The following is a 22,228-nucleotide window of genomic DNA, read 5'->3' as shown; positions in this document are numbered from 1 at the left end:
CCAGCCACTGCCATGCTGCGCACCAGCCCCGTCCATCCCGATGAATTGCGCGCGATGTTCTCGCGCGCGCTGTCAGCCATGTATCGCGCCGAGGTCCCCCTGTACGGCACGCTGCTGGACCTGGTGGCCGACATCAACGCCGAATGCCTGCACGAGTCGCCGAGCCTGGCCAAGCAGATGAACAGCACGGGCCAGCTTTCCGGCCTGGACATCGAGAGGCACGGCGCGATCCGTCTGGGCACCGCCCAGGAGCTCTCCATGATGGCCCGCCTGTTTGCGCTGATGGGCATGGAGCCGGTGGCCTACTACGACCTGGCCCTGGCGGGAATTCCCGTTCACGCCACCGCGTTTCGACCGACGAGCGATGCCGCACTCGCGCACAGTCCCTTCCGCGTCTTCACCTCGCTCTTGAGGCTGGACCTGATCGCCGACGCGGCCTTGCGCGAGGAAGCCGCGCGGATTCTGAGCCTGCGCCAGATCTTCACGCCGCGCTGCGTCGAACTCATCGAGCAGGCCGAGCGCGAAGGCGGGATCGCTTCGGATGTGGCCGAGGAATTCATCGCACAGGCCCTGGAGACATTCCGCTGGCACAGCGAGGCGACGGTCGACATCGAGACCTACAGGAAGCTACGCGCCGCGCACCCCCTGATTGCCGATGTCGTGTGCTTCAAGGGGCCGCACATCAATCACCTGACGCCGCGCGTGCTGGACATCGATGCCGCGCAGTCCGAAATGCGCCGTCGCGCGATCCATGCCAAGGACAGGATCGAGGGCCCGCCGAGGCGCAAGCATCCGATCCTGCTGCGCCAGACCAGCTTCCTCGCGCTGGAGGAGCCGATTCGCTTCCCGGGCAAGCAGCCGGTGGCCGGCACTCACACGGCGCGCTTCGGGGAAATCGAGCAGCGCGGAATCGCGCTCACGCGCAAGGGCCGCGAGCGCTACGACAAGTCCCTGGCTGCGGCGCTTCGAGCCGAACGCGACGGGGTGCCGATGGAAGAAGCGCTGGCCGTGGCTTTCGCCGAGTTTCCCGATGATCTCGATACCTTGCGCCGCGAAGGCCTGGCGTTCTTCCGGTACGCGGTCGACGCGCGGGCGGCCGCCGGCCTCCCGTCGCCGGACACGGAGGCCGACGAACTCGTCGAGCGGGGTTGGCTCACCGCGCAACCCGTCCTCTACCAGGACTTCCTGCCGGTCAGCGCTGCCGGGATCTTCCGCTCCAACCTGGGCAAGCGCGACGACCAGAGCTATGCGATCGGCGGCGACAAGGTTGCATTTGAAGCGGCGCTGGGCCGTGAAGTGGTGGACGAGTTCGTGCTGTATCAGGCTCAACAGGACACGTCTCTCGAGCAGAGCCTTTTGCAGCTGCGCCGCTTTCGCACTGCGTCGGTCGGCTGATCGAAGACATTCCAGGGACCCACTCCACCATGGCCGCTCCATCGTTCATCAGCCCGAGGTACGCCAACGCTCCGGGCTCTCCGATCCGGGAACTCAAGCGCTTCTCCGAGCGCCCCGGAATGATCTCTTTCGCCGGCGGCTACCCGGACCCCGGGCTCATGGACGCGCAGGGCCTGCAAGCCTGCCTCGCCCAACTGGAGCCGGCCGAATTCGCGCGCGCACTCGAATACGGCGGCACCGAAGGCGACCCTTCCTTGCGCGCCGAACTCGCTCGCCTCTCGCGAGCTCGAGGCCTCGACGCCCGGCCGGAAGACGTGCAGGTGCTCAGTGGTTCGCAACAGGGCATCGATCTGCTTGCGCGAACCTTGCTCTGCCCAGGCGACACCGTGCTCGTCGAGGCCCCGACCTATCCTGCAGCGCTGTCGGCCTTCCGCTTCGCCGGAGCGACAGTGCACCAAGTCCCGATGGATCAGCAAGGACTGGACATTGCAGCGCTCGAGTTCGCCATGGCCGCTCACAAGCCGAAGCTCCTGTACACGGTGCCCACGTTCGGCAACCCGACCGGGCTGACGCTCGCGGCCCATCGCCGCCAGGCGGTGGCCGAGCTTGCCGTGCGCTACCAATGCCTGGTGATCGAGGACGACCCCTACGGCGAGTTGTATTTCGACCAGGCCCCGCCGGCGCCGATCCATGCGGCGAGGAATGCAGTCCAGGGCGCAGAGGAAGTGCTGATCTACCTGGCCTCGCTGTCCAAGACGATGGCACCGGGCCTGCGGGTGGGCTGGATGCTCGGCCCGGCGGCGATCCGTCGCGCGTGCGTCCTGGCCAAGCAGGTCGATGACATGCACGCTTCGACGCTCACCCAGACGGCCGCGGCGCGCTACCTGAAGTCCGGCGCCTTCGAACGGCATCTGCCGACCTTGCGCGAAAGCTATCGCGCGCGCGCCATGGCCCTCTTCGGGGCGCTCGAGGAACAGTTCGGGAACCGTATCGAGATGCCCGAGCCGCAGGGCGGCATGTTCATGTGGGGCCGCGCGCCAGGCGTCTGCGCGCAGGACTGGCTGGCCGCCGCGATCGAGCACGGCGTCATGTTCGTTCCCGGCGCCGCTTTCTTCGCCGAGGCCTCGGACCCCGCGTTCTTCAGGCTTTCCTTCGCCACGCAGGACACCGCCGGCATGCGGGAAGGCGCTGGGCGCCTGTCCAATGCGATGCGCCAATTGAGGCTGCGATAAGGCTCGAGGAGGACGATCTTCCGGAATGCAAGAATGGTGTCTTTCGCACGAGGAGCTGCAAGGCCATGGACCTTCGCCTGGACGACATCGACCGCCATCTTCTGAGCCTGCTGCAAGCCAATGCCAGGGAACCCGCGGCCAATCTCGCGCGAAAACTGAAGGTCGCACGCACGACCATCGTGGCGCGAATCGCTCGCCTGGAGCGAGAAGGCATCGTGGCAGGCTACGGCGTGCGGCTGGGCCAGCGCGTCGAGCATGCCGCCGTGCGCGCCTTCTGTGGCATCAGCGTCAACGCGCGCAGCGCGTCGGCGGTCATCCGGGCCCTCGAGCGTCTGCCGGAAGTCGAGGAGGTGTGGGCGGTGAGCGGCCAGTACGACTACATGGTGTTGTTCCGCTGCGAGACCCCCGAGCAGCTCGATGCACTGCTGGACCAGATCGGCCTCATCGACGGTATCAGCCAGACCCATACCTCGCTGGTCCTCAGCCGCAAGATCGACCGGCGAAGTTCCGTCACCTGACCCAATCGCCCACGGCTCGACTTTCATCATGGCCTCATCCCCACATCGCGGCTTCCTCGGCGTGTTGATGCTCGATACCAACTTCCCGCGTCCGCCGGGGGACATCGGGAATGCCGAGACCTTTGAAAGGGCGGGAATCCCGGTTCGCTATTCGGTGGTGCGCGGGGCCTCGCCCCAGCGCATCGTCCGCGACGCGGATCCGAGCTTCCTGCGGCCGTTCATCGACGCAGCAAGCGCGCTGGTGAACGAAGGCGCGGTCATGCTGTCCACGAGCTGCGGCTTTCTTGCCGCCTACCAGGATGCGTTGGCGGATGCGGTAGCTGTCCCCGTGATCACTTCGAGCATCCTGCAATGCCGTGACCATGCCCTGCCCGGGATCGTCACCATCGATGCGGCCTCGTTGACGCCGTCCATCCTGGCGACCGCCAAGGTCCCGGCCGGCACGCCCGTACAGGGCGTCGAACCCGGCTGCGAGTTCCACACGCGGATCCTCGGCAATCATGCCGAGCTCGATTTCGGCAAGGCGCAAGCCGATGTCGTGAATGCCGCCAGGGCCCTCGTGGCCGCCCATCCGAATGTCGAGACCATCGTGCTCGAGTGCACCAACATGCCGCCCTACCGCGAGGCCGTGGCGAGGGCGACAAGGCGAAGCGTGTTCGACGTCGAAACGCTCGTGATCTCGCGCTGGCGCGAACGCTTGGGTTCGCTTACTTGAGAAACTGCCGGGGCCGCAAGGCGCTGTAGGCCCAGTTGATCAGCGTGTTGACGTCGAACACCGGCAAGCGGGCTTCAGCCGCCACGTCGGCACTGAACGGGCACATGTTGGTGCACTCGAAGAGGATGGCGCCGGCGTCCGGGCAACTCTTCAGGAACGCCCTCGTCATCGCCAGCATCTCTTCGCGCAGCACGTCCGTGTCGAGCTGGTCGCGCCCGCCGATGTAGGTGGCCGGAAAGACGGCATCTGCAGGCATGCCCTGGACATAGGTCGGGATCTGATACCAATTTGCGTTCAATAGATTAGATATCATGTCTGTCCACGTACTTCAAGGAGTCGTGGATGAAGAGTCTGATCGTTGGGGATAAGGCGACCGTGATGCGCTTGGCAGAACGGCTCAAGCAAGCCGACAGCCATGCGCAGTACCAGCGCATCCAGTGCGTGCTGATCAGGGCCACGCTGGGCAGCTCGGCCGCGCAGATTGCACAGTTGCTGGGTTGGTCAACCACCACCGTGCATGTGATGCACTCTCGATGGGCCAAGGAAGGTGATGCCATCTTCGATCTTCGAGGCCGCGGTGGCAGACACCACCAGCATTTGAGCGCCGAACAGGAGCAGGAGTTGCTGGCACCCTTCGTCGAACGCGCACAGGCAGGCGGGATGTTGACGGTAGCTGAGATCCAGCAGGCCTACCAGAAGCAACTCGGCAAGGCGGTGGCGCCCTCGACGATCTATCGGCTGCTCGACCGTCACGGCTGGCGCAAGGTCGTGCCCCGGCCCCGGCATCCCAAGGCGGACGTCGCGGCACAGGCCGCCTTTAAAAAAACTCCGCCGCCAGGTACGCCAAGAGGTCGTGCGCCAGGCTGAACAAGGTCGCGCGGTGCGGCTGATGTTCCAGGACGAGGGGCGATTCGGATTGCTGGGCACGCCGCGTCGCTGCTGGGCGCCACACCGCATTCGACCTGTCGTCGGCGCTCGCCTGGAGCGCAAGTACATCTATGCCTTCAGTGCCGTCAGCCCACACGACGGCGTGATGGACAGCCTCGTGCTGCCCTGGGTGAACGCCGAGACCATGTCGCTATTCCTGGCCGAGGTCGCCCAGCGCCATGTCGAGGAATTCATCGTGATGGTCATGGACCAGGCGGGCTGGCATCTGGCAGGTCAACTCGCGGTCCCGGATCACATGCGACTGATCTACCTGCCTCCGTACAGCCCCGAACTCAACCCGGCCGAGCATCTGTGGGAGGCGATTCGCGAGGACTGCTTTGCCAACCATGTCTTCGCCAACCTCGACGCCGTCGAACGCGCCCTCACGACAGGGCTGGTGGCGCTCGAATCAGATCACGAGAGAACCCGATCGATGACCGGTTTCGATTGGATAACTTCTATATCTTTGAACGCAACTTAGTATGATCCATCGACCAGCCGACACCCTTGAAATGATCGTCATTGAGATGGTGCGCACGCTCCGTGAAGACACCGATCACTTTTCCGGGCGGCAGAAGCGCGTGAATCAAGGGTGCCTGCAGCAGGCTGGACACCAGCACGGGCACGTTCACCGCCGCCGCCAGATGCTTCTGGAACGGAGCGAGGAAGCCGCAACTCGTCGTGATGCATTGCACGCCCTCCCGCTCGAGTTCGCGCGCCGCGGAGATGAACGGCTCCAGAAGATCCGGCCAAGGTGAGTCGCCCATGATCTTCGCGGTGTCGGCGCCTTGCACCGTCTTGTAGCGAACCGGGAAATCGAATGTCAACGCATTGCCGATGTCCCCCCTGGGTCGTGGAAACCGCGTGTCGAGCATCAGCACGCCGACCGGCTGTTCGTAATTGGTGAAACCGCCTTTAAGGATCATTCGAATACTCCAAGTGACAAGGAATCAAAGGCCCCATCGCGACGGCGCAAAGGGGGCCACGTCGATCTTGCTTTGCGCCCCTTCCAGCATGTCGGCCAGTATCTGGGCCGTACCCGGGCCCGTACTGAGACCAATATGCTGGTGACCGAACGCGAACCAGAGAGACGGGTGCGAGCGACAGGGTCCGATGGCGGGCCGGCTGTCCGGCAGCGTCGGCCGGCTGCCGAGCCAAGGCTCCGACTCGCGACGCTCGGCCAGCGGGAAGGCTTCGCGCGCGGCCTTCTCGGCCAGCGTCAGTTGCGCATCGCTCTTGGGCGCATCCAGATCGGCAAGCTCGACGCCGGTCGACATCCGCATGCCCATTTCCATGGGCGCGAGCACGTAGCCGCCGGCGGTGTCGTAGATGGGCCGCCCCAAAGTGGCACCGCCTTCAGCATCGAAATGCCTGTGATAGCCGCGTTCGTAGGCCATCGGCACGGACAGTCCGAGGCTCTTTCGCAGGAACTCTCGTGACCAGGGGCCGAGCGCCACGACGACGTGCCGGGCGCGCAGAGCATCGCCCTGGCCGAGCGAGATCTGCCAGTCTTCATTCAGCCGCGCGAGCCCGTTGACCTGGGCTCGCACGATCCGGCCACCGCGAACGACGAAGAGCTCCGCATAGGCGTTCACCACTGCGCCCGGGTTGTCGACCGAGGCGGCGTCCTTGATCCACAACGCCCTGGCGAAGATCGGTTTGAGGCTCGGTTCGAGCGCACGGATGTCGGCAGGCTGGAGAACCTGCGTGGCGACGCCGAACTTGTCCAGGGTGTCGCGGGTCAGCCGGCTTGCCTCGAACGCCTGTTCGGACCGATACAGAAAGAACCATCCATTGGTTCGGAGGCGCCCTTGGGCGCCGGCCTCCGGCAACCAGCGACCATGAAGATCTGCGGACAGTTTGATGAGCGAATCGAGTGCCGCCGTGGTCTCTTCGAAGCAGGCCCGCCTTGCGCTGTAGAGGAAGCTGGCGGCCCAGCGCCCATTGCGAATGAGGAACGCGGGGTCATAGCGCAGCTGGACGCTGGTGTTGCGCACCAGCCGGGGCAGGGACGACCACAGTCCCGGATTGTTCATCGGCATGAGGGAGCTGCGCGCAAAGACGCCGGCGTTCCCGTACGAGGTTTCCTGGCCTGGCGCGGACCTGTCCAGCAACACCACGTCCCAGCCTCTGCGCTGCAACTCGAGGGCGCAGCTGACGCCGATCATTCCCGCACCCAGGACCGCCACTGTCTTCTTCATTCTTCCATTCTCGTTCCGGCGGCGGCTCGGGAGGCGATCGGGTCCCCGATGCGATCAACCGAAGTTGATGCCTTGAGCCAGCGGCAATTCCTTCGAGAAATTGATGGTGTTGGTGGTGCGGCGCATGTACTGCTTCCAGGCGTCCGAACCGCTCTCGCGGTCACCGCCGGTTTCCTTCTCTCCGCCGAATGCGCCGCCGATCTCGGCGCCGCTCGGGCCGATGTTGACATTGGCCATCCCGCAGTCCGAGCCGGCCTCGGAGATGAACAATTCGACTTCCTGCATGTCGGTGGAAAAGATGCAGGACGACAGGCCCTGCGGCACATCGTTGTTGAGCGCGATGGCCTGTTCCAGGTCATCGTAGGTCAGCACGTAGAGCAGCGGTGCGAAGGTCTCGTGCTTCACGATGGCCGTCTGGCCCGGCATGTCGACGATCGCCGGCTCGACGAAGAATCCACTCGGATATTCCTTTTCGAGCACGCGCTTGCCGCCGCGCAGCAGCTTGCCACCCTCGGCCTGTGCCGTCTCGAGGGACTGCTGCATGGCCGTGTAGGCAGCTTCGTCGATCAGCGGCCCCACGAGATTGCCGGGCGAGAGAGGATCGCCGATCCGCAGGTTGCCGTAGGCCTTGAGGACGCGCTCCAGCAGCGCATCCTTGACACTGCGATGCACGATCACCCGCCGCAGCGAGGTGCAGCGCTGACCGGCCGTTCCCACCGCCCCGAACAGGATGGCGCGCAGGGCCATGTCCAGGTCGGCTGCGGGCGTGACGATCATCGCGTTGTTGCCGCCCAGTTCCAGGATGCGTTTGCCGAAGCGGCCGGCCACCTTGGGGCCCACGATGCGACCCATGCGCGTCGAACCCGTGGCCGAGACGAGGGGAATCTTCGGACTCTCGACCAGGGCCTCGGCCAGGGGCGTGCGACCCACCACGATCTGTGCCAGGCCATCGGGTGCGCGGCCGCCGAACCTGGCAATCGCGCGTTCCAGCGCCTTGAAGGTCGCCATGCCCGAAAGCGGCGCCTTCTCCGAAGGCTTGAAGATCACCGGGTCACCGCACACGAGGGCCAGGGCGGCGTTCCAGGCGAACACGGCGCTGGGGAAATTGAACGCCGTGATGACAGCGACGGGACCCAGCGGGTGGTACTGCTCCATGATCCGGTGCCCGGGGCGCTCGGAAGCGATGGTCTTGCCATGGAGCTGGCGCGACAGGCCGAGGGCGAATTCGCAGATGTCGACGCCTTCCTGCACCTCGCCCAGGCCTTCCTCGACGATCTTGCCGACTTCCTTTGAAACGATGTGGCCGATGTCCTGCTTCGCCGCACGCAACTCTTCGCCCCATAGGCGAACGAGTTCGCCGCGCACCGGCGCCGGCACGCTGCGCCACTTCAGGAAGGCAGCGTGGGAACGGTCGATGACGGCCTGCATGGATGCGGCAGGGGTTTCGTGAACCTGGGCCAGGACGGCGCCATCGATCGGCGAGCGAACGGTGAGGCTGCCTTCGGTGTAGTCGGCGGCCTTGAAGCCGCAGCGCTCGAGCACGGACTTGAATTCAGGCATGGCGATTCTCGAAATTTTGATGGTGAACGAAGTTCAGAGATAGGCGACGTCCTCGGGCTTCAACGCCAGGGGATCGCGGCCCTTCTTGTTGAGCCACGAGTAGACGGGCGGCACCCGATCGGCCAGCGATTCCACGCGGATGTCCATGAGGCAGGGGCCGTCGTAGGCGAAGGCTTCGTCGAGTGCCAGGGCCAGCTGCTCGGGCGTTTCGACCGTCCAGGACCTGATGTCGAAGGCTTCGGCGATGGCCTGGCCGCGCGCAGGCAGGAAGTCGACGCCGAAGCACTCCTGGTGGCCCTTCAGGCGATGCAGGCCCTTGATCCAGCCGAAGCAGCCGTTGTTGAACAGCATCAGCAATGCCGGCACCTTCTTGCGCACCAGCGTTTCCAGCTCGCCGACGCTCATGTTGAAGGAGCCGTCGCCGAACATGCCGATCGGCCGGCGGTTGCGGTCTGCGTACCAGGCACCGACCACCGCCGGGATGGCCGAACCCAGGCCGCCGAAGGCGCGCGGGATCACGAAGCGCGTGCGGCGATCGCCGATGCGCAGGAAGCGCGTCATGTACGGGGTCGGCGTGCCGGCGTCACAGAGGATGTGCACGGCCTTGCCGCAGGCGTCCAGCCGCTTGTTGAATTCCTGCACCACGCGCTCGGGGCGCAGGGGAAGCTCGCCCGAGTTCAGGACCTCTTGTGCATGCGCCCAGAAGTTCGAGCGCCAGCTGTTGAGCTGGTCGACCCACGGCTGGTGACGGGACCGATCGAAATCGGGCGATGCCGTCCTCAGGATCTGTTGCAGGACGAGCTGCGCGTCGCCGGCGATCGAGAGCAGGTTCTCATAGTTGTTCGCCAGGCGCTCGGGGTTGATGTCGATCTGGACCACGCGCTTGTCGAGCGACGACTTGGGGAAGGTCCAGCCCACAGTCACGACGGAGCCCATGCGCGAGCCCACGAAGATGCTCAGGTCGGACTCCTCGAGCGCGCGATTGGCATGCGGGTGGAAGCCGTTGTCACCGATCACGCCGATGGCGAGCGGATGATCATCGGGCAGCACGCCTTGACCCGTGATGGTGTTGACCACCGGTATGTTCAGGGCTTGCGCCACTTCGGTGAGCGCGCTGCCGGCGCAAGAGCGGTTCACACCACCGCCCGCGACAAAGAGCGGCTTGCGCGCGGAAGCCAGCAGTTCGAACAGGCGCTCGAGCTTGCCGGGAGCGGGGCCCATCGGGAAGGCCGGGAAGGTCTTGCACTCCTCTTCGGCGTGCAGCGAGATCCTGGCCGGGTCGACCTCTGCCAGCAGCATGTCCTCGGGGATCTGCAGGTGAACGGCGCCAGGCGTGCCCGAGCAGGCCACGCGGAAGGCACGGCGGATGATCTCGGGCAGCTTCTCGGCCGACTTGACCTGCACCGACATCTTGGTCACGGGTTCGAAGAGCCTGGCGCAATCCAGCTCCGTGATCATCCCGCGCCCTTCACCCGGCAGCGGCAGGTCGATCGTCAGCAGGATCACCGGGACCGAGGACGCGTTGGATTCGGCAACCGGCGGCAGCGAGTACATGGCGCCTGCACCCGACGGACACTCGAAGATGCCCGGCTTGTCGGTCAGGCGGGCGTAGGCATCGGCCATGAACCCGGCCGAGCGCTCATCCCGGGCCATCACGTGTTCGATCTCGTCCTTGCGGCGCTGCAAGGCCTCGTAGAACGGAACGTTGGTGTCGCCCGGCACGCCGAACAGCACATCCACACCGTAGTTGATCAACATTTGCACGAGTACGTCGGCGCCAAGCATGATTCTTTGGGTTTCCCGGTTGGTTGAAGTAGAGGGTCGAGCGGTGCCCGAGGAGCGCATGCTCCCCGGCCCGGGTCGTGTCTTTTTTCAGCAGGTCAGGCCAGTGCCTGTTCGCGTTCGGCAGAGACGGCGAGGCTCGCGTAGTAGTGGCCGACCTTGGTGGAAAGGAAATCGGCGAGCGACACCTGCTCCTGCCCGACGAACCCGCGCTGCGGCAACTTGCCTTGCTGCAGGAGTTCGAGGACGCCGACCACGCCGGCCGCGGTCGTGAGCTCGATGGCGGTGCGGGCCTTGCCGCGCAGGCGCGATCCGAACACCCGCGCCACGCGGGTCTGCTGCTCGAAGCGGCCGTCGCGCATGCCCGAGGCGGAAGCGAAAAGAATGACCACGTCCTCGCGGCTGTGCGGGACCGCATGCTCCAGCACGTCCCTGAGCAGTTCGCGACGCTCGATGAGCCGCAGGTCATGCAGCAGGAAATTCATCGCGTCGCGATGGCCCGGATAACGGATCGTCTTGTAGTCGAGATTGCGGACCTTGCCTTTGAGCGTTTCGCACAAGGTTCCCAGCCCGCCCGAGGTGTTGAAGGCTTCGAAGGATTCGGCGTCCAGCGTGAAGGTTTCGTGACCTTCCATCGGCTGAACCGACACCAGCTCCCCGTTCACGATGGCGTCGCAGGGATTGCAGTATTCGTTGATGACGCCGTCGATGCTCCAGGTGAAGTTGTAGCGCAGGCTGTTGGTCGCGTTGCGCGTCAGGGCGCCCACGCGCAGGCGCAGGTCGTAGAGCTCGTCGAAGCGACTCGCCAGATCGGCGCCCAGCATTCCGATGACGCCGGGCGCGAGGCCGCTTTGCGGCATGAGCGTGGACCTCGCGTCCTTGCCAAGCTCGCGGATTGCCCGCGTGGCGGCCACGTCTTCGGTCAGATCGAAGTAGTGGACGCCTTGCCTGGCCGCGGCCGTGGCAACGCGGGCCGCGAGGAAATACGGCAGCGCATTGATCACGACGGAGTGCTCTGCGAGCATCCCGCCGAGTTGCGCATCGTCCTCGACGTCGAGCTGGACTCGCGTGACCAGCGGATCGGCCGCCGTGCCCACCGCGGGTCTGGCATCGCACAGCGTGACAGGCAGGCCGTGATACTCGGCCACCATGTCGGCAACCGTGGCGCCGACCTTGCCGGCGCCCAGGACCAGGACGTTCTTCCAGGGTTGATTGACCATCTATTTCTCCTTCAAGCCGCTCGGGCCTGAGGAGAAATGTAGGTTCAGGTGCTGGCAGAAGATACGGAGCAGATTGACGAGATAGCGGGAATGATCGTCAGAACGACGAAGGTTTTCGTCGCTTGAAGCGGCGCGACGCCGCTCCTCTCAATACCCTGCAGCCAGGCCCGTGTTGCGGCGGGGGTCGTTGGCGCCATAGAAGCGGTTGTTGCCAACCGGCTTGCCGCCCATCGCGGGCGCGCCCACGATGATGGCCGCGAGGTGGTTGGCCGGCTGCGGCACGCCCAGGTTGTGGCCCATGTCGGTCAGGATCTTTTGCGTGTCCGGGCTCAGCGCGAACCTTTCGACGTTGGTGACGTCAGGCAGCCATTGCTGATGGAAACGCGGCGCATCGACCGCCTCCTGCACGTTCATGCCGTAGTCGACCACGTTCAGGATGGTGTGCAGCACGGCCGTGATGATGCGGCTGCCGCCCGGCGTGCCGACCACGAACACCGGCTTGCCGTCCTTCGACACGATGGTCGGACTCATCGAGCTCAGCGGGCGCTTGCCCGGGGCAATGGCATTGGCCTCGCCCTGCACCAGGCCGTACATGTTGGGCACGCCGACCTTCGAGGTGAAGTCGTCCATCTCGTTGTTGAGCAGCACACCGGTGCCGGCGGCCGCGACCTTTGCGCCGAACCAGTCGTTCAGCGTGTACGTCACGGAAACGGCATTGCCCCAGCGGTCGATGATCGAGTAGTGGGTGGTGTTGCTGCCTTCCTGCAGCGCCATGCCGGGCATCATGTCCTTGGAGACGCCGGCCTTCTTCGGGTCGATGGCCGCGCGGATGTTCGCGGCGTAGCCCTTGTCGAGCAGGCGGTCGAGCGGGTTCTGCACGAATTCGGGATCGCCCAGGTAGCTGTTGCGGTCGACGTAGGCGTGGCGCATGGCCTCGATCTGGTAGTGCACCGACTGGGCCGAGCGGAAGCCCAGGTCCTTGAGCGGGTAGCCCTCGAGGATGTTGAGCATTTCGCAGATGATCACGCCGCCCGAGCTGGGGGGCGGTGCCGACACCACGTGGTAGCCGCGGTAGTCGCACTCCACGGGCGCGAGTTCGCGCGTCTTGTACTGGTCCAGGTCCGCCTGGGTGATGATGCCGTTCCCGGCCTGGCTCGACGCCACGATGGCCTGGCCCACCCAGCCCTTGTAGAAGCCGTCGGTGCCGTTCCTGCTGATGGCGCGCAGCGTCTTGCCGAGGTCCTTCTGCACCAGCTTCTGGCCGACCTGGAAGGGCTGGCCCTTGTTCAGGAAGATGGCGCCCGAGACCGGGTCTTTCCGGAAGTCGGCGGTCGAGGTCCACAGCATGTCGATGTCGCCCTGCTCCAGCGCAAAGCCCTTCTCGGCCAGCTGGATCGAGGGGGCAATCAGGTCGGCGCGCTTCATGGTGCCGTACTTCTCGCGCGCGTATTCCATGCCGGACACGGAGCCCGGCACGCCCACGGCGAGCTGGCCGTTGGTGCTCAGGCCCTTGATGACGTTGCCGTCCTTGTCCTGGTACATGTTGGCGGTTGCAGCCAGCGGCGCCTTCTCGCGGAAGTCGAGGAAGGTCTTGCGGCCGTCGGCCAGTTCCACGGTCATGAAGCCGCCGCCGCCGAGATTGCCCGCGGCGGGGTAGACCACCGCCAGCGCATAGCCCACGGCGACCGCCGCATCGACGGCATTGCCGCCGCGCTTGAGGACATCGACGCCGACCTTGCTGGCCAGATGCTGCGCGCTCACGACCATGCCGTGTTCGGCCGCGACCGGTGCCTGGGAAGCTGCGTGTGCGCCCCCCGTGAGATACACGGCCGTGCACAGCGCGATGAGCGCGGTTCGGCCCGCATCCAAGGGGCGGGCATGGAGGGAATTCGGGAAGTGCATGAAAGGGTCTCGATGGAATCCAGCAGCCGGGACGGTGCTTGGGCCCGGGTACTCTAAGATGCGACGTCCGTGCGGGACAACGGAGCCGGCGGCGAAGAGACCTTGCAATGAAATTTGATAATCTGGCCGACCTTCGCCTGCTGCTTGCCATTGCGGACACGGGAAGCCTCTCTGCCGCGGCGCGGCGATCCGGCCTCGGCGCATCCGCAGTCAGTGCAGCCGTCAAGCGCCTGGAAGCGGCGCTGGATGCAAGGCTCTTCGAGCGGACCACCCGATCCGTCAATCCGACGCGGGAAGGCCGAATCATGATCGACCATGCGCGCAGGGCTCTCGACGTGATCGCCGAGGGACAGGCTCGCGTTCGCGAAGCGCGCGAGGGTCTGCACGGCTCCATCCGCATCGCGACCAGCACGACGATGGCGCACAACCTGCTGGCGGCCTGGCTGGCGGGATTTTCCCAACTGCATCCCGGTGTCGAGATCGATCTCAGGGCAGGAGACGAACACCTGGACCTGGTGAAGGAAGGGATCGACCTGGCCGTGCGCTATGGTCCCCTGCCCGACTCCGAGCTCGTCGCACGCTTGCTGGTGCCGGGGCACCGCACCGCCTGTGCAAGCCCGGAATATCTTGCGCGCCACGGTGCACCCGAAGAGCCACTCGCATTGGCGCACCACGAGTGCATCACCTATCTGCATCATGGCCGGCGGCTCGATACCTGGGCTTTCACGCCCGCGCACGGCGACGGAGCCATCAAGGACCAGGTCGGCAAGCGCTGCGACGTCCGTGTGAACGGACGCTTCTCGTGCGATTCCGCCACGATCGCATTGCGATGGGCAGAAGAAAACCTGGGCATCGTCTACATGCCGACGCCCGACCTCGGCGACACCTTCGCGCGCGGCCGCTTGGTCGACTTGTTCCCCGGCTACAAGGGCATGGCAGCCCCGCTCTATGCGGTCATGCCGAGTCGGCGCTTCGTGCCTGACCGGGTCAAGGTGCTGCAGGGCGAACTTGCGCGCTACCTGCAAGCGGGAAAGCCGGTTCAAGGCGCGGAGCCGGACGTGCGGCCCACCGCGAGAGGTGCGTAAATCAGCGCTCCCGGGATGGGCCTGATCTCGGCAGCCGCTTCGTCGCTCCTTCCAAGCGCCAGGAGCCAGCTCCCCTCGATCGATCGCGCTTGTCCACCCTTCAGCCACGGCAGGGGCGACGCTTGCGGCAATCTTCTGGCGAGCAGCAATCCGTGGTTGCAACCTGCGCGCCCGGTTGCGCACGCCCCCGTGATCTGCCCGGAGTCGAATGTCCAGACCGAAAGACCGCTCGCCGTGCCGAGCTCATGCATCTCGCGAACCTCGCACACCCAGCGCGATACGTTGCCCAGGTGCGGGCGCATGCGCGCGCTCATCGGTGTCGGACGATCCAATAGCAGGCGATAGGCGTCGCTCTCGAGCACCTCTGCATCCTGCATTCCGTAGATCGTGAGATAGCGGGGCGCCGCAGCACCTCCGACGTGCCGATAGCGCCGGCCCCAAAGCATGCCCGGAACCGACAATCGCTCGGGGACGTGCTCGTTCGCGTGCCAATCGTTGTATTCGGCATCGAGCTCAGGCGTCACATCGTTCCAGAGCGCGAGGACCGCACCCGTGACTGCCGGCTTGTCACTCATGGCGCAGATCCGGCTTCAGGAGCACCTTGCTCGCTGCCTTCGCGTGCGCCAGCGCGAAGCCCTCGTGCGCCTGCGACAACGGCAGGACGTGGCTCACCATGGGGCGCATGATCGCGTCCATTTCGCCCATCAGTTCGAGCGCCCGCGGCCAGTCGGATTCGGGCGGCCGGAAAGAGCCTCGCAGCTGCTGCTGGTTGCGCACGAGAGGCGTCAAGTCGAGCTGAAGCGGGCGAGCATGAATGCCGGTGACCACCACGATGCCGTTTCGGCGCAGCAGCTTGAGAGCTTCCTCGATGGTTTCCGGGACACCCGTCGCTTCGAAGATGACATCGAACGGTTCGCCTTTCGTGAATGGCCGCGTGCCATCGGCCAAGGACTGCTTTGCCACGTCGACCAGCGCGTCGAACTCCATCTGGCGTAGCGCTTCGAAACGAGCTGCGTCATCGAAGCCGCTGACGACAACCTGCATCGCGCCGGCGCGACGGGCCAGCGCCGCAATGCCCTGTCCGATGGTGCCCGGGCCCATTACCAACACGCGCTTGCCAGCCACCTCGCCGGCGACGCGAAGCGCTTGCATCGATATGGTCAGCGGCTCCGTGAGGGCTGCGAGTTCGTCACTCAGATGGTCGGGAACCGGGACGCAGTTGCGCACCGGGACCCTGACCCATGGGGCGAAGGCGCCATCGCGGGTCATGCCGATGCCCCGCCGCTTTTCACAGCCGTCGTGGTTGCCCGCTGCGCATGCCGCACAGATGCCGCACGTCACCGAGGGACGAACCACCACGCGTCGCCCCGCCAGCGGACCCGTCTGCGCGACTCCGACGAACTCGTGCCCGATCGTGACCGGAAGACTTTGGGTGATGAACGCGTAGCTGGACGTCCAGTCATCCACATGCAGGTCGCTGCCGCAGATTCCGGTGGCGCTGACCTTCACCAGGACATCGGTGGAACCCGGGTCCACGACGGGGAGTGGAACATCCACCAATTCGAGGCCCGCTTCCGGGCGTGTCTTGCGCAGGGCTTGCACGGTGCTTCCTGTCTCAGTCGATGCTGATGCCGTTCTTCTTGATGATCGCGCCCCACTTGAGGCTCTCCGCGGCGATGAAGGCCTTGAAGTCCTCAGGAGATCCTCCGCCGATGATGAGCCCCTGCTTGGCAAACGCATCGCGCACGTTGCTGTCCTTCATGACCTCGTTCACATCGGCGTTGATGCGGGCTACCAGATCGGTTGGGGTACCCGCCGCGCTGAAGAGACCATTCCAGGCCAGCGCTTCGAAGCCGGGGTAGCCTGACTCGGCGACCGTGGGCAGGTCCTTCATCGTCTCGGTGCGCTTCGGGCTGGTGGCGGCCAGGAGCCGGACCCGGCCGCCTTGAACCAGCGGCAGCAGCGCGGGGGCCACCGTGAACAAAGCCTGTGTCTCGTCCGACGCCACGGAGATCCCGGCTGGCGGCGAACCGGCGAAAGGCACATGCGTGGCTTCGAAACCAGCGGCACTCTTGAACAGCTCCATGGTCAAGTGCGAGGAACTGCCGGCACCGACCGACGCGTAGTTGATCTTGCCGCCCTGTTTCCTGGCCCAGGCGACGAATTCGGGCAGCGTCCTCGCCGGATTGCTGGCCGGCACCGCCAGCACGTTGGGCTGCGACGAGGTCAGCACGATCGGCAGCAGGTCCTTCGCCGGGTCGTAGGCCATCTTCTTGTACATGTACGGCCCGAAGGCGATCGGGCCGTTGAAGCCGATACCCAGCGTGTAGCCATCGGCGGGGGCCTTGGCGACCGCGGTCATCCCGAGCATGCCGCCTGCTCCTGCCTTGTTGTCGACCAGCACAGGCTGCTTCCACCGATCGCGAAGCTTGTCGCCGAGCGTGCGCGCAATGAAGTCGAGCGAGCTGCCTGCCGGCGCGGGCACGACCAGCTTCACGGGTTTGTCAGGCCAGCCCTGAGCCGCCGCTGCAAGACTCAGTGCGCAGCCGATGACCAGCGCCGCGGATTTCTTCATGAGCTTGTCTCCATTCGATAGTCGACGCTACGCGCCTGATGGAACGGAATTCTGGGTGCATGGATTCGATATTCCAAACACCGATAGACTATGTACACCATACTTTTTCGATATGGATTGCCGCAGCCATGGAACTGAGACATCTGCGCTATTTCGTTGCTGTGGCCGAATCGGGCAATCTGAGCCGGGCTGCGGAAAAGCTGTTCATCGCGCAACCGCCGCTGTCCGTGCAGATCAGGCAGCTCGAGGACCAGATGGGCACGGCGCTCTTCTTCCGCCATCCGAAGGGCGTGCGCCTGACACCCGCCGGCGAAGCACTGCTGCCGGAAGCGCGCTTCCTGCTCGAGCGCGCTGCGCGCCTGAAGGAAACCTTGAACGAAGGCCTCACCGGCGGCCACCTGGCACTCGGATTCGTGCCGTCGGCCAGCAGTACCGTGCTGCCCAAGCTGGCCCGACGCCTGAGGCAGGAACATCCGGGCTTGCAGCTCGAACTGCGCGAAATGATCAGCAGCGACCAGGCCGAGGCGGTCGCTTCGGGTCATCTCGACGCCGGCATTGCACGCGGCAGGCCACATGATCCGCGCTTGCTGGTCGCGGCGCAGATGGCCGATCCGTTCTGTGTCGCGCTGGCTTCGCAGGAGGCACGAGAGTTCGGGCGTTCGGTTCACTTGAAGAGATTCGCGCAACATGATTTCGTTGCGTTCACGCGCCACCGCGGCCCAGCCTACTTCGACCAATCGATTCACCTGTGCGCAAGTGCGGGCTTCAGCCCGCGGATTCGCTACGAGGCGAGCACCGTGCACGGCGTGCTGGATCTGGTGAGTGCCGGTCTTGGCGTGGCGCTGGTACCGTCTTCATGCGCGCTGCTGGCCGTTCCCGGCACGGCCTTTGTCAGCCTTCGTGACGCCTCGGCCAATGAGCTTCTTGTTCTGCTGCGTCGAAAGGCCGATGCCAATCCAATGACGCCTGCATTGACAGGCGCAATGGAAGGAATATTTGCCGGCCTTCAGCACCAGGTGAGCGCGCGCCTGGCAAGGAGACGTCCCGCACGTCGCGACGAGGACCGATAAGTGGATCGGGCGATCAGGGTTTGTACGGCTGTACAACACAGTTGTACGATCGTTCAATACTCGGCATGCCACGCCTATCCAGCCGCGCCGGCGACGACCGCATCGACCGCAAGGGAGCCATCCTCCTGGCGGCGGAAAGGCTGTTCGCGCAGCACGGCTACCACGCGGTGAGCATCCGCCAGATCGCCGACGAGGCCGGTGTGCCGCTGGCGCTGGTCGGCTACTACTTCGGCCCGAAGAACGCACTGTTCGAAGCCATCTTCGAGCACTGGAACCACACCATCGAGGAGCGCCTGGCCGCGCTCGCCGCAGTGCGCATCGATCCGGCCGATGCGCGGACCCTGCCGCGGATCATCGAAGCCTTCATCGCGCCGGTGCTGCAGCTTCGCGCCAGCAGCGAGGGGGAGTACTACGCGCTGCTGGTGGCGCGCGAGCTGTCGCACGCGACCGAGGAAGCGGACCGGGTGCTGCGCCGCTACTTCGACCCCTTGGCCATCGCTTTCATCGACGCATTGCAGCGCGCGCTGCCGCATGCCACGCGCGGGCAGGTGGCCTGGGGCTACCAGTTCGCGCTCGGCGCGCTGCTGCACCACCTGACCGACACGCGCGTGGAGCGCCTCTCCGGCGGCGAAGACCAGCCGGCCGACCCGGCAGCCGGCGAGCTGCTGCGCAACTTCATCGTCGGCGGGTTGCGCGGCGCGCTGCCGCGGCCGCGTACCTCATCCCCCACGATCAAATCCAGGAGACAAGCAGCATGAGAATCCAACGACGCACGCTACTGTCGGCCATGGGCGCCGCGGCCGCGGCCTGCGCCCTTCCGCTACGCGCCCAAGGCAGCGCCAGGATCGTCTTCGGCTACACCGCGGTCACCGATTTCGCGTCGGTCTTCGTTGCCGCCGAGGAGGGCTACTTCAAGAAGCGCAACCTCGATGTGGAGTGCAAGTTCATCCCCCTGAACTCCACCATTCCGCCCGCGCTGCAGTCCGACTCGCTGCAGATCGGCGGGCCGACGCCTTCGGTGTTCCTGCAGGCGGTCGACGGCGGGCTGGACCTGCAACTGGTGGCCGGCGGCGGCCTCACCTCCAAGACGTTCACCGGCTTCGGCCTGGTTGCGCGCGCCGGCTCGGGCATCAGGTCCGCGCAGGACTGCGTGGGCAAGAAGATCGGCGTGCCCGGCCTGGGCGCCTTCCTGCACGTGACCTTCCGCGCCTGGCTCAAGGACAACGGCGTGGACTTTCGCAAGCTCAACTTCGTCGAGGCCGCCTTCCCGCAGCACGCCGACCTTCTGCGCGGCGGCTCGGTGGACGCGGTGGTCTCGGCCGACCCTTTCATGAGCCGCATCACCGACAGCGGCGCCGGCTACGTGGCTTCGTACTACTCGACCTTCCTGCCCGAGAACAAGCCCACCATCGTGCACGCCGCCAGGCGCGAATGGATCGAGAAGAACCCCGCAGCCGCCCGCGGCTTCCGCGAGGCGGTGCAGGAAGCCAGCGCCTTCATGCAGCAGCCGAAGAACGACGCGCCGGTGCGCGCCGCCATCGGCAAGTACATCAAGCTGCCGGCGGAGGTGCTGGCCAGGATCCAGGTCTCGCCGCCCGGCCCCACCGTGAGCGAGCAGCAGCTGGCCTACTGGGTGGGTCTGATGAAGGAACAGGACATGCTCAAGTCCTCCATCGACGTCGCGCGGCTGATTGCCAAATGAAGCCCAATGACTTGCCCCTGGGCTTGGCCGAACCCTTCCTGAGATTCGAGGGCGTGTCGATCAGGCTCGGCGGGCGCGAGATCCTCTCGCCCACCAGCTTCGACGTGGCGCGCGGCGAATTCGTCTGCATCGTCGGCCCCAGCGGCTGCGGCAAGACCACGCTGCTGCGTGCGGCCAGCGGCCTGGTGACGCCCAGCGCGGGCGAGGTGCGGCGCAAGGGCCGCGCCATGACCGAGCCCTCGCGCGAGGTCGCCTTCGTGTTCCAGGACTACGGCCGCGCCCTGCTGCCCTGGCGCACGGTCGAGGGCAACGTCAGCCTCGCGCTCGAAGCCGGGCGCGCGCCTGCCGCCGAGCGCTCGGCGCGCATTGCCGACGTGCTGGGCAAGGTGGGGCTGGCGCGCCACGGCCAGAAGTTTCCGGTGCAGTTGTCGGGCGGCATGCAGCAGCGCGCGCAGATCGCCCGCTGCCTGGCGCAAAAGCCCGAACTCATGATGATGGACGAGCCCTTCGGTGCCCTCGACGCCCTCACCCGCCAGAGCCTGCAGGACGAACTCGCGCGGCTGGTGCGCGAGGACGGGCTCACGGTGCTGTTCGTCACGCACGACCTGGAAGAGGCCATCTACCTCGGCGACCGCGTGATCGCGCTGCAGGCCAATCCCGGCCCGGGCCGGCCCAGCCTGGCACGCATGATCGACGTGGCCATCCCGCGCCCGCGCGACCAGCTCGGCACCAAGGAACATCCGGAGTTCCTGCGCCTGCGGCGCGAGCTGTTCGCCTTCATCGAGCAGGGCCATGAATAGCGGCGCGGCGCTGTGGCGCAGCGTGCGCCCCTGGGTCTTTCCACTGGGGCTGCTGGGCGGCTATGAAGCCTACGCGCGGCGCGCGGCCGCGCTGGGCAGCGAAGCGCTGGCACCGCCCAGTGCGGCACTCCAGGCCTTCGCGGGCGCGGCCATGGACGGCTCGCTCTGGCAGGCCACCGGCTTCACGCTCGGCACCGCCGCGCTGGGCCTGCTGATCGGCGCGGGCCTGGGCACGCTGCTGGGCAGTGCGCTCGGCCTGTCGCAGCGCGCCGCAGGGGTCGGCTTTCTCACCATCGAGGTATTGCGGCCGGTGCCTTCGGTGGCCCTCATTCCCCTGGCCATGCTGATGTTCGGCTTCGGCGTGCGAATGGAGCTGGCCATCGTGGCCTTCGCCACCTTCTGGCCGTTGCTGCTGCTGGTGCAGGCCGCGGTCCGGCAGGTGGAGCCGCGCCTGCTGGAGGTGAGCCGCGCGCTCGGCCTCTCGCCGTGCGAGCGCGTACTGAAGATCGTGCTGCCGGCCATCGCGCCGCGCCTGTTCGTCGCGCTGCGCCTGGGCGTGGCCGTGGCGCTGGTGGTGGCGGTGACGGTGGAGATCGCCGCCAACCCGAACGGCATGGGCTACGCGATGATGCTCGCACAGCAAAGCTTCGACCCCGCGCTGATGCTCGCCTGGCTGGGCTGGATCGGCGTGGTGGGCGTGGCGGTCAACGCGCTGATGTTGCGGCTGCAGCGCGCGGTGTCGCGCCGCATGGGGGCGCTGCCATGAAGGCGCGATCGCATTCCTGGCTGGGCTCGCTCACGCTGCTCGCGGCGCTGGTCGCGCTGTGGTGGGTGGCGAGCAACGCCGGCTGGGCGAGCCGCGTGTTCCTGCCCACGCCGCAAGCCACGCTCGCCAGCCTGGCCGAAGGGCTTCGCGCGGACCTGCTCGACTTCACCCGGGCCACCGCCGGCCGCATGCTGCAAGGCTGGCTGCTGGCCTCGCTCGCGGGGGTGGCGCTGGGCGCGGCCATCGGCGTGTCGCCCGCGGTGCGCGCCTGGGTGCAGCCCACGCTGGAATTCATCCGCCCGCTGCCCGCGTCCGCGCTGATGCCGCTGGCGATTTCCATCTTCGGCCTCAGCCCCGGCATGGTGCTGTTCGTGGTGGCCTTCGGTGCCATGTGGCCGGTGCTGCTGGCCACGGTGCATGGTTTTGCCAGCGTGGAGCCGCGCCTGGGCGAGGTGGCGCGCTGCCTGCAGATGTCGCGCGCGGCCTTCGTATGGAAGGTGGGCCTGCCCAACGCGATGCCCGACATCCTGGCCGGCATGCGGCTGGCGCTCACCGTCTCGCTCATCGTCGCGGTGGTGGGCGAGATGATCGCCTCGCAGACCGGCCTGGGCCAGGCCATCCTGCTCGCGGCGCGTGCCTTCCGCGCGAGCGATCTCTTCGCCGGGATCGTGCTGCTGGGCCTGATCGGCTTCGCGAGCAATGCGCTGCTGGCCCTGGCCGAGAAGAAGCTGCTGCGCTGGCAGCGCCCCTGAGACGACAAGACGAGCGCCTTCCTTCC

The 22,228-nt window shown here is 66.2% G+C and carries 23 protein-coding genes; 13 read left to right on the top strand and 10 right to left on the bottom strand.

The annotated features are described in order from the left end of the window. The first annotated feature begins 12 nt into the window (after positions 1–12). The 4 genes from hglS to VAR608DRAFT_RS08770 all read left to right on the top strand — a co-directional run bounded on the left by hglS (position 13) and on the right by VAR608DRAFT_RS08770 (position 3,860). On the top strand, positions 13–1,395 hold the full coding sequence (gene hglS / locus VAR608DRAFT_RS08785) for a 2-oxoadipate dioxygenase/decarboxylase HglS (protein WP_088953717.1): 1,383 nt from the start codon (positions 13–15) through the stop codon (positions 1,393–1,395). Positions 1,396–1,514: 119 nt separating this feature from the next. Continuing rightward, entirely contained in the window at positions 1,515–2,627 is a 1,113-nt protein-coding gene (locus tag VAR608DRAFT_RS08780) for an aminotransferase-like domain-containing protein (protein WP_157730744.1), read from the top strand. A gap of 65 nt (positions 2,628–2,692) precedes the next feature. After that, positions 2,693–3,145, top strand: a complete 453-nt coding sequence (locus VAR608DRAFT_RS08775; RefSeq protein WP_088953715.1) for an Lrp/AsnC family transcriptional regulator — start codon at positions 2,693–2,695, stop codon at positions 3,143–3,145. Positions 3,146–3,173: 28 nt separating this feature from the next. Next, positions 3,174–3,860 carry an aspartate/glutamate racemase family protein gene (locus VAR608DRAFT_RS08770; RefSeq protein ID WP_088953714.1) on the top strand — a complete coding sequence of 229 codons (687 nt, stop codon included), beginning with the start codon at positions 3,174–3,176 and terminating at the stop codon, positions 3,858–3,860. Here the strand turns inward: VAR608DRAFT_RS08770 and VAR608DRAFT_RS08765 are convergent. Then, the gene (locus VAR608DRAFT_RS08765) at positions 3,853–4,158 is read right to left on the bottom strand and encodes a hypothetical protein (RefSeq protein WP_088953713.1); all 306 of its coding nucleotides are present in this window, start codon (positions 4,156–4,158) and stop codon (positions 3,853–3,855) included. The two genes, VAR608DRAFT_RS08770 and VAR608DRAFT_RS08765, sit on opposite strands and share 8 nt — an antisense overlap. A 44-nt stretch (positions 4,159–4,202) precedes the next feature. On the opposite strand from VAR608DRAFT_RS08765, the gene VAR608DRAFT_RS08760 reads away from it, so the two are divergent. Both VAR608DRAFT_RS08760 and VAR608DRAFT_RS37880 read left to right on the top strand, forming a co-directional pair. Next, positions 4,203–4,727, top strand: coding sequence for a winged helix-turn-helix domain-containing protein (locus VAR608DRAFT_RS08760; protein WP_088953016.1), 525 nt, complete (start codon positions 4,203–4,205; stop codon positions 4,725–4,727). Beyond that, the gene (locus VAR608DRAFT_RS37880; RefSeq protein ID WP_231973569.1) at positions 4,645–5,268 is read left to right on the top strand and encodes an IS630 family transposase; all 624 of its coding nucleotides are present in this window, start codon (positions 4,645–4,647) and stop codon (positions 5,266–5,268) included. The genes VAR608DRAFT_RS08760 and VAR608DRAFT_RS37880 overlap by 83 nt, the downstream gene beginning before the upstream one ends. On the opposite strand, the gene VAR608DRAFT_RS08750 is transcribed toward VAR608DRAFT_RS37880, so the two are convergent. From VAR608DRAFT_RS08750 to ggt, 6 genes are all read right to left on the bottom strand, one after another. Continuing rightward, on the bottom strand, positions 5,246–5,713 hold the full coding sequence (locus VAR608DRAFT_RS08750; RefSeq protein ID WP_197700498.1) for a hypothetical protein: 468 nt from the start codon (positions 5,711–5,713) through the stop codon (positions 5,246–5,248). The genes VAR608DRAFT_RS37880 and VAR608DRAFT_RS08750 overlap by 23 nt on opposite strands. Before the next feature lie 24 nt (positions 5,714–5,737). Further along, the gene (locus tag VAR608DRAFT_RS08745) at positions 5,738–6,988 is read right to left on the bottom strand and encodes an NAD(P)/FAD-dependent oxidoreductase (protein ID WP_088953712.1); all 1,251 of its coding nucleotides are present in this window, start codon (positions 6,986–6,988) and stop codon (positions 5,738–5,740) included. A gap of 54 nt (positions 6,989–7,042) precedes the next feature. Beyond that, positions 7,043–8,548, bottom strand: a complete 1,506-nt coding sequence (gene amaB / locus VAR608DRAFT_RS08740) for an L-piperidine-6-carboxylate dehydrogenase (RefSeq protein WP_197700497.1) — start codon at positions 8,546–8,548, stop codon at positions 7,043–7,045. 33 nt (positions 8,549–8,581) lie between these two features. Continuing rightward, positions 8,582–10,333: a thiamine pyrophosphate-binding protein gene (locus VAR608DRAFT_RS08735; RefSeq protein ID WP_088953710.1), complete on the bottom strand. Its 1,752-nt coding sequence runs from the start codon at positions 10,331–10,333 to the stop codon at positions 8,582–8,584. A 95-nt stretch (positions 10,334–10,428) separates the two neighbouring features. Further along, positions 10,429–11,550 (bottom strand): saccharopine dehydrogenase family protein, encoded by a 1,122-nt coding sequence (locus VAR608DRAFT_RS08730; protein WP_088953709.1) that lies wholly within the window; start codon positions 11,548–11,550, stop codon positions 10,429–10,431. 147 nt (positions 11,551–11,697) lie between these two features. Further along, positions 11,698–13,317 (bottom strand): gamma-glutamyltransferase, encoded by a 1,620-nt coding sequence (gene ggt, locus VAR608DRAFT_RS08725; RefSeq protein ID WP_231973663.1) that lies wholly within the window; start codon positions 13,315–13,317, stop codon positions 11,698–11,700. A gap of 242 nt (positions 13,318–13,559) precedes the next feature. Here ggt and VAR608DRAFT_RS08720 point away from each other — a divergent pair, with 242 nt between their 5' ends. Then, positions 13,560–14,537, top strand: a complete 978-nt coding sequence (locus tag VAR608DRAFT_RS08720; protein WP_088953707.1) for a LysR family transcriptional regulator — start codon at positions 13,560–13,562, stop codon at positions 14,535–14,537. On the opposite strand, the gene VAR608DRAFT_RS08715 is transcribed toward VAR608DRAFT_RS08720, so the two are convergent. Genes VAR608DRAFT_RS08715 through VAR608DRAFT_RS08705 form a run of 3 tightly spaced genes read right to left on the bottom strand, consistent with a single transcriptional unit; the run spans position 14,492 to position 17,112 of the window. Continuing rightward, entirely contained in the window at positions 14,492–15,112 is a 621-nt protein-coding gene (locus tag VAR608DRAFT_RS08715; protein ID WP_088953706.1) for a DUF4286 family protein, read from the bottom strand. The two genes, VAR608DRAFT_RS08720 and VAR608DRAFT_RS08715, sit on opposite strands and share 46 nt — an antisense overlap. Then, entirely contained in the window at positions 15,105–16,139 is a 1,035-nt protein-coding gene (locus VAR608DRAFT_RS08710; RefSeq protein WP_088953705.1) for a zinc-dependent alcohol dehydrogenase, read from the bottom strand. Before VAR608DRAFT_RS08710 ends, VAR608DRAFT_RS08715 begins: the two co-directional genes overlap by 8 nt. Positions 16,140–16,152: 13 nt before the next feature. Next, complete coding sequence (locus tag VAR608DRAFT_RS08705; protein ID WP_088953704.1) at positions 16,153–17,112, bottom strand: Bug family tripartite tricarboxylate transporter substrate binding protein; 960 nt, start codon at positions 17,110–17,112, stop codon at positions 16,153–16,155. 59 nt (positions 17,113–17,171) lie between these two features. Here VAR608DRAFT_RS08705 and VAR608DRAFT_RS08700 point away from each other — a divergent pair, with 59 nt between their 5' ends. From VAR608DRAFT_RS08700 to VAR608DRAFT_RS08675, 6 genes are all read left to right on the top strand, one after another. Continuing rightward, positions 17,172–18,182, top strand: coding sequence for a LysR family transcriptional regulator (locus tag VAR608DRAFT_RS08700; protein ID WP_172843824.1), 1,011 nt, complete (start codon positions 17,172–17,174; stop codon positions 18,180–18,182). Positions 18,183–18,247: 65 nt separating this feature from the next. After that, positions 18,248–18,940 carry a TetR/AcrR family transcriptional regulator gene (locus VAR608DRAFT_RS08695; protein ID WP_088953702.1) on the top strand — a complete coding sequence of 231 codons (693 nt, stop codon included), beginning with the start codon at positions 18,248–18,250 and terminating at the stop codon, positions 18,938–18,940. After that, on the top strand, positions 18,937–19,884 hold the full coding sequence (locus VAR608DRAFT_RS08690; protein WP_088953701.1) for an ABC transporter substrate-binding protein: 948 nt from the start codon (positions 18,937–18,939) through the stop codon (positions 19,882–19,884). The genes VAR608DRAFT_RS08695 and VAR608DRAFT_RS08690 overlap by 4 nt, the downstream gene beginning before the upstream one ends. Continuing rightward, a complete protein-coding gene (locus VAR608DRAFT_RS08685; protein WP_088953700.1) occupies positions 19,881–20,684 on the top strand; it encodes an ABC transporter ATP-binding protein in 804 nt (267 codons plus the stop codon). The genes VAR608DRAFT_RS08690 and VAR608DRAFT_RS08685 overlap by 4 nt, the downstream gene beginning before the upstream one ends. Beyond that, entirely contained in the window at positions 20,677–21,450 is a 774-nt protein-coding gene (locus VAR608DRAFT_RS08680) for an ABC transporter permease (protein WP_088953699.1), read from the top strand. The genes VAR608DRAFT_RS08685 and VAR608DRAFT_RS08680 overlap by 8 nt, the downstream gene beginning before the upstream one ends. Then, positions 21,447–22,202 carry an ABC transporter permease gene (locus VAR608DRAFT_RS08675; RefSeq protein WP_088953698.1) on the top strand — a complete coding sequence of 252 codons (756 nt, stop codon included), beginning with the start codon at positions 21,447–21,449 and terminating at the stop codon, positions 22,200–22,202. The genes VAR608DRAFT_RS08680 and VAR608DRAFT_RS08675 overlap by 4 nt, the downstream gene beginning before the upstream one ends. Positions 22,203–22,228: the final 26 nt, after the last annotated feature.

The organism is Variovorax sp. HW608 (assembly GCF_900090195.1).
Classification (GTDB): Bacteria; Pseudomonadota; Gammaproteobacteria; order Burkholderiales; family Burkholderiaceae_C; genus Variovorax.
The sequence above is the reverse complement of the archived record's forward strand: the minus strand, read 5'-3'. Positions and strand labels throughout refer to the sequence as shown.

What these genes read in the sequence shown, in the direction of transcription:
- hglS (WP_088953717.1), top strand. Translation starts at nt 13, where the DNA reads ATGCTGCGCACCAGCCCCGTCCATCCCGATGAATTGCGCGCGATGTTC.
- VAR608DRAFT_RS08780 (WP_157730744.1), top strand. Translation starts at nt 1,515, where the DNA reads ATGATCTCTTTCGCCGGCGGCTACCCGGACCCCGGGCTCATGGACGCG.
- VAR608DRAFT_RS08775 (WP_088953715.1), top strand. Translation starts at nt 2,693, where the DNA reads ATGGACCTTCGCCTGGACGACATCGACCGCCATCTTCTGAGCCTGCTG.
- VAR608DRAFT_RS08770 (WP_088953714.1), top strand. Translation starts at nt 3,174, where the DNA reads ATGGCCTCATCCCCACATCGCGGCTTCCTCGGCGTGTTGATGCTCGAT.
- VAR608DRAFT_RS08760 (WP_088953016.1), top strand. Translation starts at nt 4,203, where the DNA reads ATGAAGAGTCTGATCGTTGGGGATAAGGCGACCGTGATGCGCTTGGCA.
- VAR608DRAFT_RS08750 (WP_197700498.1), bottom strand. Translation starts at nt 5,713, where the DNA reads ATGATCCTTAAAGGCGGTTTCACCAATTACGAACAGCCGGTCGGCGTG.
- VAR608DRAFT_RS08745 (WP_088953712.1), bottom strand. Translation starts at nt 6,988, where the DNA reads ATGAAGAAGACAGTGGCGGTCCTGGGTGCGGGAATGATCGGCGTCAGC.
- amaB (WP_197700497.1), bottom strand. Translation starts at nt 8,548, where the DNA reads ATGCCTGAATTCAAGTCCGTGCTCGAGCGCTGCGGCTTCAAGGCCGCC.
- VAR608DRAFT_RS08735 (WP_088953710.1), bottom strand. Translation starts at nt 10,333, where the DNA reads ATGCTTGGCGCCGACGTACTCGTGCAAATGTTGATCAACTACGGTGTG.
- VAR608DRAFT_RS08730 (WP_088953709.1), bottom strand. Translation starts at nt 11,550, where the DNA reads ATGGTCAATCAACCCTGGAAGAACGTCCTGGTCCTGGGCGCCGGCAAG.
- ggt (WP_231973663.1), bottom strand. Translation starts at nt 13,317, where the DNA reads ATGGTCGTGAGCGCGCAGCATCTGGCCAGCAAGGTCGGCGTCGATGTC.
- VAR608DRAFT_RS08720 (WP_088953707.1), top strand. Translation starts at nt 13,560, where the DNA reads ATGAAATTTGATAATCTGGCCGACCTTCGCCTGCTGCTTGCCATTGCG.
- VAR608DRAFT_RS08715 (WP_088953706.1), bottom strand. Translation starts at nt 15,112, where the DNA reads ATGAGTGACAAGCCGGCAGTCACGGGTGCGGTCCTCGCGCTCTGGAAC.
- VAR608DRAFT_RS08705 (WP_088953704.1), bottom strand. Translation starts at nt 17,112, where the DNA reads ATGAAGAAATCCGCGGCGCTGGTCATCGGCTGCGCACTGAGTCTTGCA.
- VAR608DRAFT_RS08700 (WP_172843824.1), top strand. Translation starts at nt 17,172, where the DNA reads ATGGATTCGATATTCCAAACACCGATAGACTATGTACACCATACTTTT.
- VAR608DRAFT_RS08695 (WP_088953702.1), top strand. Translation starts at nt 18,248, where the DNA reads ATGCCACGCCTATCCAGCCGCGCCGGCGACGACCGCATCGACCGCAAG.
- VAR608DRAFT_RS08690 (WP_088953701.1), top strand. Translation starts at nt 18,937, where the DNA reads ATGAGAATCCAACGACGCACGCTACTGTCGGCCATGGGCGCCGCGGCC.
- VAR608DRAFT_RS08685 (WP_088953700.1), top strand. Translation starts at nt 19,881, where the DNA reads ATGAAGCCCAATGACTTGCCCCTGGGCTTGGCCGAACCCTTCCTGAGA.
- VAR608DRAFT_RS08680 (WP_088953699.1), top strand. Translation starts at nt 20,677, where the DNA reads ATGAATAGCGGCGCGGCGCTGTGGCGCAGCGTGCGCCCCTGGGTCTTT.
- VAR608DRAFT_RS08675 (WP_088953698.1), top strand. Translation starts at nt 21,447, where the DNA reads ATGAAGGCGCGATCGCATTCCTGGCTGGGCTCGCTCACGCTGCTCGCG.